This is a genomic window from Allobosea sp. P4_H5, assembly GCF_056400825.1.
The window spans coordinates 120,480-139,022 of sequence record NZ_JBFUKM010000016.1; the positions used below are offsets into that span (position 1 = coordinate 120,480).

Sequence of the window (18,543 nt, forward strand, 5' to 3'; positions counted from 1 at the left end):
GGCTGGCTCCGGCCGGCGGCCTCGCTGCACGGAGTGCGGAATGGGTTCCTTCGTCCTCAAGCGGTTGCTGGTCACCGTCCTCGTCCTGATCGTCGTCTCGATCATCTCCTTCTCGCTCGTCCATCTCTCCGGCGATCCGGCGGTGGCGATGGCGGGCGAACGCGCCTCGCCCGAGCAGATCGCCGAGATCCGCAAAGCCTATGGCTATGACCGGCCGTTCCATGAGCAGTATCTGAACTGGGTCGGCCGCTTCGTCAGTGGCGATTTCGGCCGCTCGACCTATCTCAAGGAAGATGTCGGCCCGGTCCTGGCGCGGCATATCCCGATCACAGCGACGCTCGGCGTGCTGGCGCTCGCCTTCGCGTTGCTGGTCGCGGTGCCGCTCGGCGTCATCGCCGCGCTCTGGCCCAACACGATCATCGACCGGATCGCGCTGGTGCTGGCGGTGGCCGGGCAGGCGATGCCGTCCTTCCTGTCCTCGCTGGCGCTGATCTACGGCTTCGGCGTCATGCTGCGCTGGCTGCCGGTCTCCGGCACGGCGACATGGCAGCACTACATCCTGCCGGCGGTTGCGCTTGGCTATTACGCGGCGCCGGCGATCATGCGGCTGACCCGCTCCGGCATGATGGATGTGCTGAAATCCGACCATGTCCGCACTGCGCGCGCCTATGGCCTCAGCCCCTGGCGCGTCGTGCTACGCCATGGCCTGCGCCATGCGATCATCCCGGTGGTGGCAGTCGCGACCGTGCAGTTCGGCTACATGCTCGGCGGCTCGGTCGTGGTCGAGGCGGTGTTCTCGATGAACGGGCTCGGCAATCTCGCCTGGCTCTCGATCCGCCGCTACGACGTCGAGGTCATCCAGGCGATCCTGCTCGTGATCGCCGCGACCTATGCGGTGCTGACGCTAGCGGCCGATCTCCTGAACGCCGCCCTCGACCCCAGGATCCGGACGAGCTGATGGCCGACACCAGCCTCATCGATAGCGCAGCGGCGCCAGCCCCTGCAGCGCTCGCGGCCAAGCCGATGCCGACGCCCGGCCAGATCGCGCTCAGGCGCATGGCCCGCCATCCCGGCTTCTGGTTCGGCGGCGTGGTGCTTGCCGTCTTCGTCCTGGCCGCGATCGCGGCGCCCCTGCTGACGCCCTATGATCCCGGCACGCAGGACCTGGCGCGACGCCTGGCCGCGCCGGTCTGGAACAGCGCCGGCTCCTGGCAGCATCCGCTCGGCACCGATCATCTTGGCCGCGACTATCTCGCGCTGCTGCTTTATGGCGCCCGCATCTCGCTCTTTGTCGGCTTCGCCACCGTGCTGATCTCCGGCCTGATCGGCACGGTCTTCGGTGTCGCTGCCGGCTATTGGGGCGGGCGGGTCGATCTCTTCGTCAATTTCCTGCTCACCGTCCGCCTGACGCTGCCGGTCGTGCTCGTCGCGCTCGTCGCCGTTGCGGTGCTCGGCCAGTCGCTGCCTTTGCTGGTGCTTGTGATCGGTGGCCTGCTCTGGGACCGGCTGGTGATCGTAACGCGGACCGCGACGCAACAGCTGGTCGGCCGCGAATTCGTCACCGCAGCCCGCGCCATCGGCAGCTCGACGCCGCGCATCCTGATGCGCGAGATCCTGCCGAACATCACCAGCGCGCTGATCGTCGTCGGCACGCTGGAGCTCGCCCGCGCCATCCTGATGGAGGCGACGCTGACCTTCCTCGGCCTCGGCATCCAGCCACCGCTGACCTCCTGGGGCCTTATGATTTCCGAAGCGAAGAGCCAATTCCTGTTCCGGCCTTGGCTGATCGCCATTCCGGGCACGGCGCTGATCCTGCTGATCCTGGCGATCAACATTTTGGGCGATGCGCTGCGCGACGTCCTCTCGCCCGAGGGGAGGGCCTGAGCCATGGCGCCCTTGCTCGAAATCCGCAATCTCAGCCTGGAAATCCCGGTCAATGACGGGCTGCTGCGCCCGATCCGCAGCGTCGACCTCACCGTCGAGCGCGGCGAGACCGTCGCCATCGTCGGCGAATCCGGCTGCGGCAAGAGCCTGACCTCGCTCGCCGTGATGGGGCTGCAGCCGCAGAACGCGCGACTCTCGGCCGAGCGGCTCGCCTTCCAGGGCGAAACCCTGCTCGGGCTCGACCGGCGCCGCTGGCAGGCGATCCGCGGCAAGCGCATCGCGATGATTTTCCAGGATCCGATGACGGCCTTCGATCCCTGCTATCGCATGGGCGACCAGATGGCCGAGATCCTGCGCCAGCATCGCCCGGTCTCGCGGGCGCAGGCGCGCGAGCGGATCGTCGCCCTGCTGCGGCGGGTCGGCGTTCCCGCACCGGAAGACCGGCTCGACCAGTTTCCGCACCAGCTCTCGGGCGGTTTGCGCCAGCGCATGATGATCGCGACTGCGTTACTGTGCGAGCCCGAGCTGATCATCGCCGACGAGCCCACGACCGCGCTCGACGTCACCATCCAGGCGCAGATCCTGCGGCTCCTTGCCGATGTGCAGAAGGAGACCGGTGTCGGGCTGATCCTGGTCACGCATGATATCGGCGTCGTCGCCGGTCTCGCCGACCGGGTGGTGGTGATGTATGGCGGCGAAGTGGTCGAGAGCGGCACCACCGACGAGGTGCTCGGCAGCCCGCGCCATCCCTATACCGCCGGGTTGATGCGCTCGATCCCGGTGCCGGGGCGCACCCGTCGCGGCCAGCCGCTCGGCCATATCCCCGGTCTCGTCCCGCGCCCGATCGCGCCGCTGACCGCCTGCGGCTTCCTCGATCGCTGCGAATTCCGCCACGAGGCCTGCGCGGCGGCGCCGGTGCCTCTCCGCAATGCCGCCGGCGGGCGTCAGTTGCGCTGCCTGCTGCCGATCGAGGCGCCGCACCAGCCGGCTACGCCGCTCGCCGCCGCAACGGCCATCGCATGAGGGCAAGATGAGCCTGCTCGAGATCACAGGCGCCACGCGCAACTATCAGGTCAGCGCCGGCCTGCGCCGCGGGCGGGTGCTGCAGGCGGTGCGCGGCATCGACCTTGCGGTCGAGGAGGGCGAGATCCTCGCGATCGTAGGCGAGTCCGGCTGCGGCAAGAGCACGCTCGCCCGGCTCCTGCTCGGGATCGAGGAGCCGAGCTCGGGCAGCATCACGGTCGGCGGCAAGCCGATCGGCGCCTATGGCCGGGTCGAGCGGGCCAAGCTGATCCAGCCGGTCTTCCAAGATCCGTATTCCTCGCTCAATCCGCGCATGACGGTGGCAGGTGCGATCGCGGCGCCGCTCGAAGTCCGCGGCGTCGGTAATGGCCGCTCGCGCCTCGCCGCTGTTCACGAGATCATGGATGCGGTCGGGCTGGCGCGCTATCTCGCCGGCGCCTATCCAAGCCAGCTCTCGGGTGGGCAGCGCCAGCGCGTCGCCATCGCCCGTGCCCTGATCGGCGAGCCGAAGATCCTGATCTGCGACGAGCCGACCTCGGCGCTCGACGTCTCCGTGCAGTCGCAGATCCTCAATCTGCTCGCCCGGCTGCACCGCAGCTTCCGGCTGACCATCGTGCTGATCAGCCACAACCTCGCCGTGGTCGGCCATCTCGCCGACCGGGTGGCGGTGATGTATCTCGGCAAGGTCGTCGAGGCCGGGCCGACCGAGGCGGTCTTCGCCGAGCCGCGCCATCCCTATACGCGCGAATTGATGCAGGCTATCCTGCCGCCAGAGCCCGGCCGCGGCCTGCCGGAGCTGCATCTCAAGGGCGAGTTCCCGAGCCCGCTCGCTCCGCCGGCCGGCTGCGCTTTCCATCCGCGCTGCGTCCGCGCGAGCGCCGCCTGCCGCGAGGCCGTGCCGGAGCTCATCGGAAGCGAGCGCCTCGTCGCCTGCCACTATCCCTTGCGCGAGCCCGTCCACGCCTGACGGCGGAGCAGCCCTCAGCCGCTCCGCCATCGGTTATTAGATCAATCCCGCTTGGCCGCGGTCAGGTCGGCTTCGATCAGCCACTCCGACAGGGCGAGGCTGGCAACGACCACAGCGGTGGTGGCCGGCGGATTGCCGTCGAAATAGCGATTGCGGATGCCGGCATAGGTGATGATGTCGGCCGGCTTCAGGCAGTAGGCGGTGATCTTCACGACATCGGTAAAGTCCATGCCGGCCGAGGCGAGGATCGCCTCGAAATTCGCCATCAACTGCTCGACCTGCTCCTCCAGCGTCGCCGGCAGTGTGCCGTCGCGGCGCACGCCGACCTGGCCGGCGACATAAAGCTGGCGGCTGTTCGTCGGGACCTCGACGCCATGGGCGTAGAGGTTCTGCGTCGGCGGCGCGACGGTGTCGGGGTTGTGACGAAGGTTGGCTGAGGTCATCGCTCGTCTCCTGTCGTTTCACGAAAGCCGATGCTGACGCCGCCGCTCACGCGCAGCAGCGATCGATCGCCCTGGCGGAGCATCGGACCCGCCGGAGCGTGGCTCAGTGATGTGTCGGTCCGCTCAGCGCGGGATCAGCGCACGCGATCCCAGATCAGCGTCGAGATGGTCAGCCGGCCGTCCCAGGGACTGTGGGACGGACCGGCGATGATGGTGAGCGTATCGCCTTCGAGCTTGTAGCGGCGGACCTGGTCGGTGCCGGACCAGGCTTCGTTCCAGGAGACCTCGACATGATGCGTCACCGTCTCACCGGAGACCGAATAATGGCCGGCATAGGCGGTCAGCCCCTTGAACAGGGCGAGCGCTTCCTCGTCGGTCGGGCCGAGGCCCTTGGGCGGCGCCCGTTCCTCCGGCGCGTTGATGATCGAGAAGCGGCGGTCGGCGGTGTAGGTCAGCAGCCCCTGCGGGTTGTCGCCTCGCGGATAGAGTACCTCGCCGGTCTCCGGCAGCTCCTGCCGGTGCGATTTCAGCCGCCAGGTCGAGATCAGGGCCTCAGGGATCATGTCGGTCTCCGCAACAGGATGAATTGAGATCGCGGCCGGAATCAGCCGGCGACATGGGCTCGTGGGCGCAAGGTCGCGCCCTTCCAGAGCGAGGGATCGGCGCCGCGATATTGCGGCGGATAGGCAAGCTCGGCGCCGAGCGCCTCGGCCGCGTGCCAGACCCAGCGCGGATCATCGAGGAAGCCGCGCGCCAGCGCGACCATGTCGACCTGTCCCGATGCGACCGCGTCCTCCGCCATGCGCGGATCGACGATCAGCCCGACGGCTTGGGTGATCATCCCGGTCGCCTTGCGCAAAGCTGCGGCGAGCGGCAGCAGATAGCCCGGCCAGGAGATGATCTTCTGGTCGCCAGAGAGGCTGCCGCGCGACAGGCAGACATAGTCGAAGCCGATCGCCTTGAGCTCGCGTGCATAGGCGATCGTTTCGGCCAAGGAAGCAGCGTCGGTCGCGTCCTCGGCATCGAGCCTGGCGCCCAGTGCCTTCCGGGCGGGCCAGGCCTCGCGCATTCGCCGTGCCACCGCGAGCGGGAAGTGCATGCGGTTCTCAAGCGAGCCGCCATAACCGTCCTGCCTTCGGTTGCTCTGCGCCGACAGGAAGGAGTGCAGGAGGTAGCCATGGGCGCAGTGATATTCGACCACGTCGAAGCCGATGCGATCGGCCCGCTGCGCCGCATCGATAAAGGCCGCGGCGATGCGCTCCATGCCGTCCTCGTCGAGCGCCTCCGGCACGGCGCGCTTGCTGTCATAGGGCAGGGCGCTCGGGCCGACGATCGGCCAGCCGCCTTCCTCTGCCTTCAAGCCATGCCCGCCATCCCAGGGCATGTGGCAGGAGCCCTTGCGGCCGGCATGGCCGAGCTGGATGCCGAGTGGCATGTCACCGCCGGCATAGCGCAGCATCGTGACCACTCGGGCGAGCGCCGCCTCCTGCGCGTCGGAGTAGAGCGCAAGGCAGAGCGGCGAGATCCGCCCGGCCGGCTCCACCGCGGTCGCCTCCAGCAGGAGGAGGCTGGCGCGCGACATGGCGAACTGCCCGAGATGGGCCATGTGCCAGTCCGAGGCCGCGCCCTCCGGCGCGCTGTACTGGCACATCGGCGAGATGACCACGCGGTTAGGGAAGGTGACCCCCGACAGCGTGATCGGTGAGAACAGCTTGCTCTTCATCAGGCGGTCCGCAGCCAGACCGACTTCACGTTCAGATAGTCATTGAACTGCTGCACGCCGGATTCGCGGCCATAGCCGCTGCGCTTGTAGCCGCCGAAGGGCATCGCTGGGTCCATCATCTGGTAGCAGTTGATCCAGACCGAGCCGGCGCGGATCGCGTTGGCGAGATAGTGGGCCTTGCGCACGTCATTGGTCCAGACGCCGCTGCCGAGCCCGTACATCGTGTTGTTGGCCCGGCGCGCGACCTCTTCCAGATCGCTGAAGGGCAGGCTCGACACCACCGGCCCGAAGATCTCCTCCTGCGCGATCCGCATTTCGTCGCGAACCCCGGCGAAGACGGTCGGCGGGATGAAGTAGCCGTTGGCGAGCTCGTCCTCGGTGAGCCTGCGCCCGCCGGCGAGCAGCTTGGCGCCCTCCTGCTGGCCGATGTCGAGATAGCTGGAGACGCGGCTGAGCTGCTGCTCGGAGACCAGCGGCCCGATCTGGACATCGGGGTCGAGGCTGTTGCCGACCTTCAGCGTCCGGCTGAAGGCGGCGACGCGCTCCATGAACTCGTCATAGATCTTGTCCTCGACGAAAAGGCGGGTGCCGGCGCTGCAGACCTGGCCGGAATTGCCGAAGCAACCCATCGCGGCGCCGGGCACGGCGAGGTCGAGATCGACATCGGCGAAGACGATGTCGGGCGACTTGCCACCGAGCTCGAGCGTCACCCGCTTGAGATTGCCGACCGAGGCCTGGACGATCTTCTGGCCGGTCTCGAAGGAGCCGGTGAAGGCGATCTTGTCGACGTCGGGATGGGAGGCGAGCGCCGCGCCCGCGGTCTCCCCGAAGCCGGTGACGATGTTGACGACGCCATCGGGCAGGCCGGCTTCGAGCAGGAGCTCGCCCATGCGCAGGGCCGAGAGCGGCGACTCTTCGGCCGGCTTCAGCACGGCGGTGCAGCCGGTGGCGAGGACCGGGCCGATCTTCCAGATCCAGGAGACCAGCGGGCCGTTCCACGGCGTGATCGCGCCGACGACGCCGACCGGCTCCTTCAGCGTATAGGTGACGAACTCGCCGGGCATGGAGTTGTCGACGGTCTCGCCATGCAGCGCCGTCGCCATGCCGGCATAGTAGCGCAGCAGGCCGAGCAGGCGGCGCCGCGAGGCACGGGTGCGGCTGATCGGGGCGCCCATGTCGAGCGTGTCGATCAGCGAGAGCTCGTCGAAATGCTTGTCGACGAGATCGGCGAGCTTGAGGATCACCTGCTGGCGGTCATAGGGCTTGAACTTGCGCCAGGGGCCGTCGAAGGCGCGCCGCGCCGCCGCGACCGCCGCATCGATGTCCTCGCGATCGCCCTCGGCGACGCGGGCCAGCACCTGGCCGGTGGACGGGTCGATGGTCTCGAAGGTCTTGCCGGAGGCGGCATCGACCCAGCGGCCGTCGATCAGCAGTTTCTTCGGGCCGCCTTCGAGGAAGGCGAGGTGCATGTCGGGTTGTCTCGGCACGATCGTCATCGGATCTGTCCTTTCGCGGATGCGCGGTTTTGAAAGGCCCGTCGGCGCGTGTTGCGAGCGACGGGCGGCCTTAAGGGAACGATCAGCCCTTCACCGACCCGGCGGTGAGCCCCTGGACCATGTAGCGTTGGAAGACGAGGGCGAGGATCACCGCCGGAATGGCCGAGAGGAAGCCCGAGGCTGCGATCACCGAGTAGTCGATATTGGCCTGGCCGAGCATGCCGGCGACGGTCGGAGGCAGGGTCGTGGTGCCCGGTTTCGAGTTCAGCACCTGTGCCACCAGGAACTCGTTCCAGCACAGCACGAAGGTGAAGGCGCCGGCGGCGACGAGGCCCGGCCCGGAGATCGGCAGGATGACCTTCACGAAGGCCTGCAGCCGCGAGCAGCCATCGACCAGCGCGCTCTCCTCGAGTTCGCGCGGGATGGTCTCGAAATAGGATTTCAGGATCCAGATCGTGAAGGGGAAGGTGAAGGAGCAATAGGCCAGCACGAGCCCGCTCAGCGTGTTCTGCAGGCCGAGCTGGCGCATGATCAGGAACAGCGCCGGCATCAGCACGACGACCGGCAGCATGCGGGTGAACAGGATGGCGTAGAGCGTGATTTTCATCACCGGATGCTGGAAGCGGGCATAGGCATAGCCGGCACCGCTCCCCAGCACGATATTGAGCGCGGTAACGATCAGCGTGACGACGACGCTGTTGCCAAGCGAGGGCAGGATCTGCGCCGACTGGTGCTGGGCGTGGAATTCGACCAGCCCGAAGATCTTGGCGTAGTTGGCAAAGCTCGGGTTCGGCGGGAAGAGCGGCATCGGCCGGGCGAGCAGATCGCGCTGCTCGCTGATGCTGCTGATGAACAGCCAGAGGAACGGTCCGATCAGCCAGAGCGCGACCAGCGCGACGAGGCCATAGAGGCCGAGCGCCGGCCAGAGCTTGCTGTGGTTGCGCGCAATGACGGTCGGCATGGCGCTCCTCCTACTCGCTCTGGAACTTCGAGAGGACGAGGCGGTGGTAGATCACGGTCAGCCCGACGCAGATCAGCGTCAGCGTGAACAGGACCGCCGTGCCTGGGCCGAACTTGAAGAAGCTGAAGGCGGTGCGGTAGCCGAGCCAGGTCACTGTCGTTGTGTCGTTGCCGGGGCCGCCGGAGGTCATCACATAGATGAGGTCGAGCATCAGGAAGCCGTTGACGGTCGCCAGCACCAGCACGAGGAACATCATCGGCCGCAGCGAGGGCAGGGTGATGTGCCAGAGCTTGCGCCAGAAGCCGGCGCCGTCGACGGAAGCCGCGTGATAGAGGTCCTGCGGGATCGACTGCAGCCCGGCCAGGAACAGGATCGTCGCGAAGGGCGCCTGGTTCCAGACATAGACGACGATCAGCACGTTGAGCGCCGTGAAGCCGTCGCTGAAGAAGGAGAGGTAGTGGTCGATCAGGCCGAGCCGGTAGAGGATGCCGTTGATCGCGCCGAAATCGGCATCGAGCATGCCGAGCCAGAGGATGCCGACCGCGATGCGCGACATCGACCACGGCACCAGCAGCATCGCCCGCATCAGCCCGCGCCCGGCGAAATGGGCGTTGAGCACCAGCGCCATGGCAAGGCCGATCACCACTGCCTCGATTACGAAGAGCGCCACGAAATAGACAGTGCGCAGCAGCGCCTGCCAGTAGAGCGGGTCGGACAGGACCTTGCTGTAATTGGCGAGCCCGGCGAAGCGGTAGAGCGGCAACCGCATGCCGAAGATCGTGATCGCCGTGCCGCCCGGCCGCAGCAGGTCGACCTCGGCGAAGCTCAGCCAGATCGAATAGACCAGCGGCAGGAAGACGATCAGCAGGATCACCAGCAAGGCCGGCGACACCAGCATTGCCGCGAACCAGCCCTCGGACTGGACGGCCTGCCGGTCCTTGCGCGCGAACCAGCGGGTCCGCGCCGGGCCGGAAGCAGAAGCCTCCGGCTGGAGCGCGAGATCCGGCCGGCCGGGGTCGAGCGCCGTCATCCGCTCAGGCCAGCGACTTGTGCAGGGCGACCAGCGCCTTGATCGTCTCGGCGACCGACAGGTTCTTGCGGATCATGTCGTGCAGGATCGTCACCGAACGGGCGTCGTATTCCGGATACCATTGCTCCTTGAAGGCGCCGCTGACCTTGCCCTTGTCGTACTGGGCGCGCAGCGTCGGCAGGTCGACCCAGTTGGCGTAGGAGGTGACGACCGCCGGTTCCTTGTAGAGATCGGGGTAGACGTTATCGAGGCCCGAGCCGATCGCCCATTGCTGCTGCACATACCAATCCTTGTGCAGGTTGCCGCCGACGAACTGCATCAGCTTCCAGGCGCTCTCGATCGACTTGGTGTTGGCGTTGAGCACATAGGAATCGGTCCACATATACGTGCTGCCGACCTTCCCCGGATAAGGCGTCATCTTCGCCTTCTTCGGTGCGAGCAGGGATTCCTTGATGTCGCTGGCGATCGTCTGCAGATAGTTCGAGATGTTGCTGTGATAGGCGTAGCGCCCGGTGAACATCATCCGGTGCACGTCGGTCGAGGACGGCTTGGTGAAGATCTCGGGCGTGACGAGGCCGAGCGCATAGACCTTCTTCCAGCGCTCCAGCACCTGCGCCACCGCCGGGTCCTGGTCGATCACCAGCCTGTTCTTGGCGTCGAAGACGGTCGCGCCCTCGGCGAAGCTGTCGGTCAGGAATTGCGGCGTCGTGCCGGTGATCGTCGGGTTCCAGTTCGGCAGGTAGGGATATTCGGCGATCTTGTCCTTCTTCAGCTTGACGCATTGCTCGATCAGCTCGTCGAAGCTCGCCGCCGGCTTGGCGAAGCCGCCTTGCTGCAGCATCGGCTCGTTGTGCATCAGGATGTAGAGATTGACGAAATAGGGCAGCGCGATGAGCTTGCCCTCCCGGTTGAGCAGGCTTTCGAGATTGGCCGGCATCATCGCCTTCTTGAGCTCGTCAACGCCCGGCAGGTCGTCGAGCGTGCGGATCAATCCAGTCTGCGCCCAGCGCTCCCGGAAGGTGTGGAAGCAGTACATCACGTCGACGATGTCGCCGGCGAAGGCGCGTGATTCCAGCGTCTGGTGGAATTGCGGCCAGGGCAGCGTCGAGTAGCTGACCTTCTCGCCATAGGTCTTGTTGTAGAAGTCGACATAGCCCTGGACCATGTCCGGCCGGAAGGTCCAGCCGACGAAGTTGATCGGCGCTGCCGCCTGCGCAGCGCCGAAGCGGCCGGCCCCTGACAAAGTCCCTGCCGAGAAGGCGCCTGCTCCCGCCATGAGCTGCCGCCGGTTGATCGAACCCGTCCTGCTGAGCGTCTCCATGTCGTCCTCCCCGGACCGGCGTTGGTCGCCGTTACCGCGACATTAGCGACGTGATTGTGCTCATTCAACAGAAATATTGGTCATATATTGCGCTTTATGCAAAATCATGAAACCAGTTAAGCGTTTTCGGCGAGCAAGCTTCCGCGCAATGGCGGATTCGGTCAGTTCGGGCATGCGCCGGTCGCGCTGGTGGAGCCCGGACCGACCGGGCAGATTGCCGCCACGGGGAGTGAAGGCCTGCGATGTACGAGATTGATCCCTCGCGCCTGGATCTGGCGCATGAGTTCCGGCGCCGTCCGCTCGGCCATCACAGCCCCGAATTGCAGGCGGTGCTCGACCGGATGCGGAGCGCGCCGATCGAGGGCAAGCACTGCCTGATCGTCGAGACCCCTAGGGCGCGCTGGCTGCTGGCGCGGATGACCGGCAATCCCTTGCGGCCTGTCCCGGTGCCCGGCGTCGTCTTCACCGATCTCGCCGAAGCCGAATGGACCGTGTTTAAGCTGCGCTGGCACGCCATGACCGGCCACGATCTCGCCACCGCCTTGGGTGAACTCGCCATTCCGGAGCCGCCGAGCGACGGGCCGCCGGTCGTGGTGCCCGACCCGGCGAGGGCCATCCTCGCTTATGCCGATCGCATCAGCGCCGCGCCGGGAGACAGCATCGCCTTCAAGGTGAGCACGCCTGGGATCGCCGGCTATCGCGCCGATATCGTCCGCCTGCGCGCGCCGCAGACCGGCCGGGGCGGGGAGGGCTATCGCGAGACGGAGATCGCCTCGCCCGCGAGCGGCGATTATCCCGGCGGCGAACAGAAACTGCGGCTCGGCTCCTACATCGAGTTGCCTAAGCTGCCGGCGCAACTGGAGAGCTTCAGCCTGCAGATCCTGGCCTGGCCGACCCTGATCGGAAAGCAGCCGCAGGCGCTGTTCGGCGCCTGGTCGCAGCGCTCGAAGCGCGGCTTCGGGCTCTATCTCGATGAAGGTGGCGCGCTGGCGCTGCGGCTTGGCGACGGCACCGAGGTCGTCGATATCTCCACAGGGATCGCCGTGGCCGAGCGGCGCTGGCATCTGTTCTCGGCGAGCTTCGATGCCGCCTCGCGCCGGGTCGAGCTATCGCAGCGGCCGCTGGAGGATCACAGCATCCATACCGGCCGCGCGGCCTCGGTCACGTGCGATGTCGCGATCCTGCCGGCAACGCCGGATGTGCCACTGATGATCGCCGCCTGGCCCGATGCGAGCGCCGACGGACTGGCGCCCGGCGCCCATTACAACGGCAAGCTGGAGGCGCCGCGCCTGTTCGCGCAGGCGCTGCCGCGGGAGCAGCTGGATCAGCCGATCGCAGCGGAACTGGCTGACGGAGCGCTGCTCGCCGCCTGGGATTTCTCGGCGGAGATCGGCTCCGACCGCATCGTCGATCGCGGGCCGCACCAATTGCACGGCCGGACGGTCAACCTGCCGACCCGCGCCGTGACCGGCCATAACTGGGACGCGGCCGAGATGGATTGGAAGCGGGCGCCGCAGCAATACGGCGCGATCCATTTCCATGACGACGACATCGACGATGCCCGCTGGCAGACGAGCTTCGTCTTCACCGTCCCCGAGGACTGCAAGAGCGGGGTCTATGCGGCGCGCCTGCGCGGCGAGGGCGCGGAAACCCATGTCCCCTTCTTCGTGCGCCCGCCGCGCGGAAAGCGCACCGCCAAGGTCGCCTATCTCGCGCCGACCGCGACCTACACGATCTACGCCAACAACAAGGCCCGCTTCCTCGCCTCGGGAACCGAGATGCTGCGCGGGCATCTGCTCGATTTCGACGTCACCGACATGCAGTTGCTGCACCATCCGATCGGCCTGTCGACCTATTGCGTTCATAATGACGGCAGCGGCGTCTGCTATGGCACGCGCCTGCGCCCGATGACGAATGTCCGGCCGAAGGGGCGGCTCTGGAACTTCTCCAGCGATCTCTTCGTCGTCGACTGGCTGGAGGCGATCGGCTGCGACTACGACGTCGTCACCGACGATGATCTGCACCGCGAGGGCGCGAGCCTGCTAGAAGGCTACCAGGCCGTGCTGACCGGCTCGCATCCCGAATATGTCTCGCTCGAGATGATGAACGCGCTGGAGGGCTATCTGAAGGGCGGCGGTCGCTTGATGTATCTCGGCGGCAATGGCTTCTACTGGCGCGTCGCCTATCACCCGCAATCGGACGGGATCATCGAAGTGCGCCGGGCTGAGGACGGCACCCGCGCCTGGCATGCGGCGCCCGGCGAATACTATATGAGCTTCACCGGCGAATATGGCGGGCTCTGGAGCCGCCAGGGCCGCTCGCCGAACACGCTGGCCGGCGTCGGCTTCATCGCCCAGGGCTTCGACGCCTCGTCCTATTACCGCCGGCGCTCCGAGAGTGGCGATCCGCGCGCCGCCTTCATCTTCGCTGGCATCGAGGATGAGATCCTCGGCGATTTCGGGCATCTGGGCGGCGGCGCAGCCGGCGACGAGATCGATGCCTGCGACGTCAGCGCCGGCTCGCCGCCGCACACGCTGGTCCTGGCCTCCTCGGAGAACCACACCAACGCCTTCCATATGGCCAATGACGCGGTGCTCGTCCCGAACGGCGCGACCAACGCCTTGCAGAGCGCCCGCGTCCGCGCCGACATGGTGTTCTTCGAATGCCCGTCCGGCGGCGCGGTGTTCTCGACCGGCTCGATCGCCTATGTCGGCAGCCTCGCGCACAATGGCTACGACAACAACATCTCGCGGCTGACGCGCAATGTGCTGGAGCGCTTCCTTGATCCGGCACCGTTCGCCATGCCCGGCAAGGGCGGCTGAGGAGATTGCACGATTCCGTCTGAGCCTGGGCGCAGTCCCGGCGTTTCAGCGGTTTCCGGCGGTCAATTCGGATTCTTTCGGCAGCGCAGCAATTGCGGCCCGCGCGGCCGCCTCCTATGGTTTTGCGATTCGAGGGCGCAATTGCAGGAGAAGCGGGTGGCGGCTCTGGACGAAATCGACGTCGGCATCATCAACCTCCTGCACAAGGATGCCCGCGCTCCCGCCAAGTCCATCGCCGAAGCGCTCGAAATCCCCGAGTCAACTATCCGCAACCGTATGGCGCGCCTGGTCGAATCCGGCGTGATCGAGTTCGTCGCCCTCTCCAATCCGCTGCAACTCGGCCATTCGGTCTGGGTGATGATGGAGATCGAGGTCGAGACGCGCCGAATCCGGCAGGCGGCGCGCGAATTGTCGGCGATCCCGGAGATGTATTTCGTCTACATCACCACCGGCGGCTTCGACATCTTCGCGGGCGCGACCTTTTCCGACAACACCGAGCTCGTCGACTTCGTCACCAACCGGCTGTCGCAGGTCGAGGGCATCGTGCGCGTCAACACCCGCACGATCCTCGAGGTCCACAAGCGGGCCTTCAAGTTCATGCCGAAGCCTTCGGTGATGCGGCCGAACAGGTCCCCCCGCGAGCAGGTCGCAAAGGCCGAACCGGCGCCTAAGAAGAGCACCAAGGCGCGTTGATCAGCGCGATGCATCCCTGACCAGCTGGGCGACCGCCTCGGCTGGGCTCGTCGCGCTGGCGAGGACGCGTTCGATGCTGCCGGCAAGCGCTTCCGCGGCTTTTCCGGTGCTCCGCAAATAGGGATCGATCAGCGCCGAGCCGAGGGTTCTCAGCATCTGTGCCCGGATACGGCTGCGTCGGCGCAGCGCCAGCCGCCCGCTCTCGCTGCACCAGCCAAGGAAGGCGTCGACTGTCTCAGCGAGATCGGCAGCGCCGTCGCCGCTGCGGGCGCTGACCAACTGGACGGGCGGGCGCCAGAGCGTGCCGTCGCGGGCTGCATCGCCATGGCGCCGCAGCACGGCGAGGCGGCCGGGCGAGGAGTTCGGCTGTGCCGTCGTCACGGCCGGATCGGCCGCGTTGACGCCCGGCGTGCCGACATAGGCCACGCCGATCGCGCCATTGATCTCGGCGACTGTCGCCTTGGCGCCGGGCAGGTCGCCCTTGTTGACGGCGTAGACGTCACCGACCTCCATCAGCCCGGCCTTGGCCGCCTGGATGTCGTCGCCCAGGCCCGGCACGAAAACGACGAGCGTGCAGTCGGCTGCGTCCGCCACGGCGATGTCGGCCTGGCCGGCGCCGACCGTCTCGATCACGACGCGGTCGAAGCCAGCTTCGTCGAGCAGCGCGACGATGTCGCAGACCGCGGCGCTGAGCCCACCGCCTTCGCCGCGCGCCGAGATGCTGCGCAGATAGACGCCGGGCAGGTCGGAGCTGCGATCCATGCGGACGCGGTCGCCGAGCACAGCGCCGCCCGAAAAGGGACTGGACGGATCGACCGCGAGCACTGCGACACGCTCGCCGGCTCCGGCCCAATGGGCGGTCAACGCATCGACCAGCGTCGACTTGCCGGCGCCGGGCGGGCCGGTGACGCCGATGACCCTGGCCTTCGCCGGAGCCCGATAGGCGCCCGACAGGATGTCCTCATAACCGGCTGCACGATCCTCGACCGTGCTGATCGCGCGCGACAGCCGGCGGACCGTCCGGCCGTCGAGCGCTCCTGCGCCACTCATGCACCGACCTCGATCAGCAGGGCGTCGCCCTGGCCGTAGCCGCCGCAGATTGCCGCCGCGCCACGCCCGCCGCCGCGCCGCGTCAGGCCGTTGACCAGCGTCATGGCGAGCCGCGCGCCGCTCGCACCGAGGGGATGGCCGAGCGCGACGGCGCCGCCATGCCGGTTGGTCCGGGCGCGCAGCTTCTCGGCCGCACCGACATCGCCATCGGCGAGGCGCAGCGTGCTCACCAGCGGCGTCGCGGCGAAGGCCTCGTTGATCTCGATCAGGTCGAGATCCCCGGCAGTGCGCTCGGCCTTGGCCAGTAGCCGGGAGATGCTGATCGCCGGCGTATAGGAACCCGAGGTCGGCCCATCAGAGACCTGCCCATAATGGGTGATCTCGGCGAGGATCGGCAGCCCGCGCGCCTCGGCGAGCTGGCGCGAGACCAAGAGCAGGAAGGCCGCGCCGTCATTGAGGCCGGGCGCGTTGCCGGCGGTGATTGTCTCGCTGTCATAGACCGTCCGCAACGTCGCGAGCTTTTCGCGCGAACTGTCGCGGCGTGGCGATTCATCCAGGGCGATGCGCTCATTGCCGCTCTTGCCGGGCAGGCCAAGGGCAATGCGTTCAGCCTCGAAATAGCCCGACGCTTCCGCCGCGAAATAGCGCTCATGGCTGCCGGCCGCCCAATCGTCCTGCGCGGTGCGGTCGATGCCGTGGCCGAGCGCCTCGCGCGAAGTGTAGGCCGCGATCGCGGCGTTGACCGTCGGCGAGCGCAGCAGCAGTGGGTCCTCGGCGGTGACGGGCCCGAGCGGCTTGTCGCGCCGCCGCGGCCAGAGCAGCGGCGTCTGGCTGAGATTGTCGACGCCGCCGCAGATCACCGCATCGGCGAAGCCGAGGCGGATGTCGCGCCAGCCGAGGCCGATCGCGCTCATGCCCGAGCAGCAGGCGCGGTCGATGGCGAGCGAGGGCGTCTCCTGCCGCAAGCGCGACAGCAGCACTGCCTGCCGCGCCGGGGTGAAGGCGGCCGAGGCGATCATGCCGACGCCCATATAGAGCGCCTCGACTGCGGCAGGCTCGAGCTCGGTCCGGTCGAGCACCGCATCGATGGCGATGGCGGCGAGGCGCGGCGCGAAGACCTCGGCGAGGGCGCCGCCGAAGCGGCCGAACGGGGTGCGCGCGAAGGCGGTGACGATGACATCGTTGTCGTCAGACATGATCAGGCTCCCGCTCGGGCTCGGCGAGGCGCTGGCGCAGCAGCTTCTTGTCGACCTTGCCGTTCGGGTTCTTCGGCAAGGTGTCCTCGATCAGGATGCGCTTGGGGGTCTTGAAGCCGAGGATGGCGCGGCAGCCGGCGCGGACCTCGTCCACCGAGAGCCTCCTGCCCGGCACCGGTGCGACGAAGGCGACGGCGACCTCGCCCCAGTCGGGATCGGGCAGGCCGAGCACGGCGGCCTCGGCGACATCGGCGAGGCTGGTCAGCACCGCCTCGACCTCCTGCGGATAGATGTTGAAGCCACCGCTGATCAGCATGTCCTTGCTGCGCCCGGTTAGCGTCACCAGCCCGTCCTCGCTGATCCGGCAGAGATCGCCCGACCAGAGCCAGCCCTCGCGCAGCACCTTCGCGGTTTCTTCCGGCATGCCCCAATAGCCGCGCATGACATGGTCGGCGCGCACGGTGAGCTCGCCGATCTCGCCGGCGGGCACCGGGCTGCCATCGGGCGCGCGGGCAACGATCTCGACGAAGCTGTAGGGCCGGCCGATGCAGCCGATCCGCGGCGCGCCATCGGCGTCGAAATGGTCTTCCGGCGGCAGGAAGACGCAGGTCATCATCGCTTCGGTCAACCCGTAATTCTGGGTCAGGATCGGCCCGAAACGGGCGAGCGCCTTCTCCAGCGTGTTGCGCGGGACCGGCTCGGCGCCATAGCCGATGAAGCGCAGCGAGGAGGTGTCGATCCGGCCGATACGCGGATGGTTGACGATGCGCGTCAGCACCGTCGGCACGCAGGTGAAGGCGGTGACGCCCAGCGCCGGGATCGCATCGAGCAGGGTATCGACGCCGGAGATGAGCACGCTGGTCGCGCCGCGCAGGAACCAGGGCGCGAAATAGGTGCCGCTGGCATGGGTGAGCGGGCCGATATGGGCCACGACGTCGTCGCGGCGCATGTCGCGGTCGAGCAGCATGTTGCGGGTCACGGCCAGCCAGTGCCGGTGTTCCAGCATCACGCCCTTCGGCCGCCCCGAGCTGCCGGAGGTGTAGTTGATCGAGGCGAGATCGTCCGGCGCTGGCAGGCGATCCGCCAAGGCGGTTGCAGGCTGGAGCAGCTCGGCAAAGTCCGGGCCGCCGCTGGGCGGGCCGCCATCGACCGCGCAGAGCCAGAGCGACTGCCCAGCCGGCAGGAGGGCCGCGGTTTCCGCGTCGTGGAAGACGGCCGTCGCGCCGCAATCGGCGAGGATGGTCGCAGCCTCGACGCTGGTCAGCCGGGCGTTGAGCGGCACGCGCACCAGCCCGGCGCGCTCGATCGCGCTCTGCAGCATCAGGTACTCCGGCCGGTTGGCCATGAAGAGCCCGACCCGTGCTCCGGCTGGCAGGCGCTGCGCGAGATTGGCGGCGAGGGTGGCGGCAATCTCATCGAATTCGCGGAAGGTCCAGCGGAGTTCGCCGGCGATCAGCGCGATGCGCTCCGAAAAACGCTGTGCGGCCCGGCGCATCAGTCCGGGAAGGGTCGGCGCTGCGAAAGGCTCAGTCATGGACGGTCTCGGCCATCAGATAGTCGACGATCTCGGCGATCGCGGTGCCCGACAGGAAGACGCGCGAGACGCCTGCCTTGCTGAGCTCGGGGATGTCTTCCTGCGGGATGATGCCGCCCGCCATGATGCGGATGTCCTCCGCCCCGTTCTCGTCGAGCAGGCGGCGCAGGCGCGGCAGCAGGGTCAGGTGGGCGCCGGACAGGATGCTGATGCCGATCCAGTCGACGTCCTCCTCGACGGCGGCGCGCGCGACCTGTTCCGGCGTGCGGCGCAGCCCGGTGTAGATCACCTCCATGCCGGCTTCGAGCAGGCCGCGAGCGACGACGCGGGCGCCGACATCGTGGCCGTCCAGGCCGACCTTTGCCATCAGGACGCGGATCTTGCGGTTCGACAGCGTCAT

Annotated in this window: 17 protein-coding genes; 6 read left to right on the forward strand and 11 right to left on the reverse strand. The window is 67.6% G+C overall.

What is annotated here, in order from left to right; genetic code table 11:
- Positions 1-40 precede the first annotated feature (40 nt).
- The 4 genes from AC1DS0_RS27140 to AC1DS0_RS27155 are packed head-to-tail and all read left to right on the forward strand — an operon-like array spanning position 41 to position 3,874.
- Positions 41-958: an ABC transporter permease gene (locus tag AC1DS0_RS27140; RefSeq protein ID WP_152013297.1), complete on the forward strand. Its 918-nt coding sequence runs from the start codon at positions 41-43 to the stop codon at positions 956-958.
- Positions 958-1,884 (forward strand): ABC transporter permease, encoded by a 927-nt coding sequence (locus AC1DS0_RS27145; RefSeq protein WP_476817332.1) that lies wholly within the window; start codon positions 958-960, stop codon positions 1,882-1,884. Before AC1DS0_RS27140 ends, AC1DS0_RS27145 begins: the two co-directional genes overlap by 1 nt.
- A gap of 3 nt (positions 1,885-1,887) precedes the next feature.
- Positions 1,888-2,907, forward strand: a complete 1,020-nt coding sequence (locus AC1DS0_RS27150; RefSeq protein WP_476817333.1) for an ABC transporter ATP-binding protein — start codon at positions 1,888-1,890, stop codon at positions 2,905-2,907.
- Between the two features lie 7 nt (positions 2,908-2,914).
- Positions 2,915-3,874: an ABC transporter ATP-binding protein gene (locus AC1DS0_RS27155; protein WP_476817334.1), complete on the forward strand. Its 960-nt coding sequence runs from the start codon at positions 2,915-2,917 to the stop codon at positions 3,872-3,874.
- Between the two features lie 41 nt (positions 3,875-3,915).
- On the opposite strand, the gene AC1DS0_RS27160 is transcribed toward AC1DS0_RS27155, so the two are convergent.
- The 7 genes from AC1DS0_RS27160 to AC1DS0_RS27190 all read right to left on the reverse strand — a co-directional run bounded on the left by AC1DS0_RS27160 (position 3,916) and on the right by AC1DS0_RS27190 (position 10,848).
- Positions 3,916-4,317, reverse strand: coding sequence for a RidA family protein (locus tag AC1DS0_RS27160; protein ID WP_476817335.1), 402 nt, complete (start codon positions 4,315-4,317; stop codon positions 3,916-3,918).
- A 134-nt stretch (positions 4,318-4,451) separates the two neighbouring features.
- Positions 4,452-4,880 carry a lipocalin-like domain-containing protein gene (locus tag AC1DS0_RS27165; protein WP_476817336.1) on the reverse strand — a complete coding sequence of 143 codons (429 nt, stop codon included), beginning with the start codon at positions 4,878-4,880 and terminating at the stop codon, positions 4,452-4,454.
- Between the two features lie 41 nt (positions 4,881-4,921).
- Positions 4,922-6,040, reverse strand: coding sequence for an NADH:flavin oxidoreductase/NADH oxidase (locus tag AC1DS0_RS27170; RefSeq protein ID WP_476817337.1), 1,119 nt, complete (start codon positions 6,038-6,040; stop codon positions 4,922-4,924).
- Positions 6,040-7,536, reverse strand: a complete 1,497-nt coding sequence (locus AC1DS0_RS27175) for an aldehyde dehydrogenase family protein (RefSeq protein WP_476817338.1) — start codon at positions 7,534-7,536, stop codon at positions 6,040-6,042. Before AC1DS0_RS27175 ends, AC1DS0_RS27170 begins: the two co-directional genes overlap by 1 nt.
- Before the next feature lie 82 nt (positions 7,537-7,618).
- Complete coding sequence (locus tag AC1DS0_RS27180; RefSeq protein WP_476817339.1) at positions 7,619-8,497, reverse strand: carbohydrate ABC transporter permease; 879 nt, start codon at positions 8,495-8,497, stop codon at positions 7,619-7,621.
- A 10-nt stretch (positions 8,498-8,507) separates the two neighbouring features.
- Positions 8,508-9,527: a carbohydrate ABC transporter permease gene (locus AC1DS0_RS27185; RefSeq protein WP_476817340.1), complete on the reverse strand. Its 1,020-nt coding sequence runs from the start codon at positions 9,525-9,527 to the stop codon at positions 8,508-8,510.
- Positions 9,528-9,531: 4 nt separating this feature from the next.
- On the reverse strand, positions 9,532-10,848 hold the full coding sequence (locus tag AC1DS0_RS27190) for an ABC transporter substrate-binding protein (protein WP_476817341.1): 1,317 nt from the start codon (positions 10,846-10,848) through the stop codon (positions 9,532-9,534).
- A 242-nt stretch (positions 10,849-11,090) separates the two neighbouring features.
- Here AC1DS0_RS27190 and AC1DS0_RS27195 point away from each other — a divergent pair, with 242 nt between their 5' ends.
- Positions 11,091-13,670 (forward strand): N,N-dimethylformamidase beta subunit family domain-containing protein, encoded by a 2,580-nt coding sequence (locus tag AC1DS0_RS27195; protein ID WP_476817342.1) that lies wholly within the window; start codon positions 11,091-11,093, stop codon positions 13,668-13,670.
- 156 nt (positions 13,671-13,826) lie between these two features.
- Positions 13,827-14,363 (forward strand): Lrp/AsnC family transcriptional regulator, encoded by a 537-nt coding sequence (locus tag AC1DS0_RS27200; RefSeq protein WP_476817343.1) that lies wholly within the window; start codon positions 13,827-13,829, stop codon positions 14,361-14,363.
- Here the strand turns inward: AC1DS0_RS27200 and meaB are convergent, their stop codons facing one another.
- The 4 genes from meaB to AC1DS0_RS27220 are packed head-to-tail and all read right to left on the reverse strand — an operon-like array spanning position 14,364 to position 18,543.
- Positions 14,364-15,413: a methylmalonyl Co-A mutase-associated GTPase MeaB gene (meaB, locus tag AC1DS0_RS27205; RefSeq protein WP_476817344.1), complete on the reverse strand. Its 1,050-nt coding sequence runs from the start codon at positions 15,411-15,413 to the stop codon at positions 14,364-14,366.
- Positions 15,410-16,609: a thiolase family protein gene (locus tag AC1DS0_RS27210; protein ID WP_476817345.1), complete on the reverse strand. Its 1,200-nt coding sequence runs from the start codon at positions 16,607-16,609 to the stop codon at positions 15,410-15,412. The genes meaB and AC1DS0_RS27210 overlap by 4 nt, the downstream gene beginning before the upstream one ends.
- Complete coding sequence (locus tag AC1DS0_RS27215) at positions 16,602-18,143, reverse strand: class I adenylate-forming enzyme family protein (RefSeq protein WP_476817346.1); 1,542 nt, start codon at positions 18,141-18,143, stop codon at positions 16,602-16,604. Before AC1DS0_RS27215 ends, AC1DS0_RS27210 begins: the two co-directional genes overlap by 8 nt.
- Positions 18,136-18,543 carry a cobalamin B12-binding domain-containing protein gene (locus AC1DS0_RS27220; protein WP_126112509.1) on the reverse strand — a complete coding sequence of 136 codons (408 nt, stop codon included), beginning with the start codon at positions 18,541-18,543 and terminating at the stop codon, positions 18,136-18,138. Before AC1DS0_RS27220 ends, AC1DS0_RS27215 begins: the two co-directional genes overlap by 8 nt.

Bases quoted from the DNA above. Each gene is read 5' to 3' on its own strand.
- AC1DS0_RS27190 (WP_476817341.1), bottom strand. From the start codon at position 10,848: ATGGAGACGCTCAGCAGGACGGGTTCGATCAACCGGCGGCAGCTCATG.
- AC1DS0_RS27155 (WP_476817334.1), top strand. From the start codon at position 2,915: ATGAGCCTGCTCGAGATCACAGGCGCCACGCGCAACTATCAGGTCAGC.
- AC1DS0_RS27195 (WP_476817342.1), top strand. From the start codon at position 11,091: ATGTACGAGATTGATCCCTCGCGCCTGGATCTGGCGCATGAGTTCCGG.
- AC1DS0_RS27170 (WP_476817337.1), bottom strand. From the start codon at position 6,040: ATGAAGAGCAAGCTGTTCTCACCGATCACGCTGTCGGGGGTCACCTTC.
- meaB (WP_476817344.1), bottom strand. From the start codon at position 15,413: ATGAGTGGCGCAGGAGCGCTCGACGGCCGGACGGTCCGCCGGCTGTCG.
- AC1DS0_RS27180 (WP_476817339.1), bottom strand. From the start codon at position 8,497: ATGCCGACCGTCATTGCGCGCAACCACAGCAAGCTCTGGCCGGCGCTC.
- AC1DS0_RS27160 (WP_476817335.1), bottom strand. From the start codon at position 4,317: ATGACCTCAGCCAACCTTCGTCACAACCCCGACACCGTCGCGCCGCCG.
- AC1DS0_RS27165 (WP_476817336.1), bottom strand. From the start codon at position 4,880: ATGATCCCTGAGGCCCTGATCTCGACCTGGCGGCTGAAATCGCACCGG.
- AC1DS0_RS27215 (WP_476817346.1), bottom strand. From the start codon at position 18,143: ATGACTGAGCCTTTCGCAGCGCCGACCCTTCCCGGACTGATGCGCCGG.
- AC1DS0_RS27175 (WP_476817338.1), bottom strand. From the start codon at position 7,536: ATGACGATCGTGCCGAGACAACCCGACATGCACCTCGCCTTCCTCGAA.
- AC1DS0_RS27185 (WP_476817340.1), bottom strand. From the start codon at position 9,527: ATGACGGCGCTCGACCCCGGCCGGCCGGATCTCGCGCTCCAGCCGGAG.
- AC1DS0_RS27140 (WP_152013297.1), top strand. From the start codon at position 41: ATGGGTTCCTTCGTCCTCAAGCGGTTGCTGGTCACCGTCCTCGTCCTG.
- AC1DS0_RS27210 (WP_476817345.1), bottom strand. From the start codon at position 16,609: ATGTCTGACGACAACGATGTCATCGTCACCGCCTTCGCGCGCACCCCG.
- AC1DS0_RS27145 (WP_476817332.1), top strand. From the start codon at position 958: ATGGCCGACACCAGCCTCATCGATAGCGCAGCGGCGCCAGCCCCTGCA.
- AC1DS0_RS27220 (WP_126112509.1), bottom strand. From the start codon at position 18,543: ATGACGCTGTCGAACCGCAAGATCCGCGTCCTGATGGCAAAGGTCGGC.
- AC1DS0_RS27150 (WP_476817333.1), top strand. From the start codon at position 1,888: ATGGCGCCCTTGCTCGAAATCCGCAATCTCAGCCTGGAAATCCCGGTC.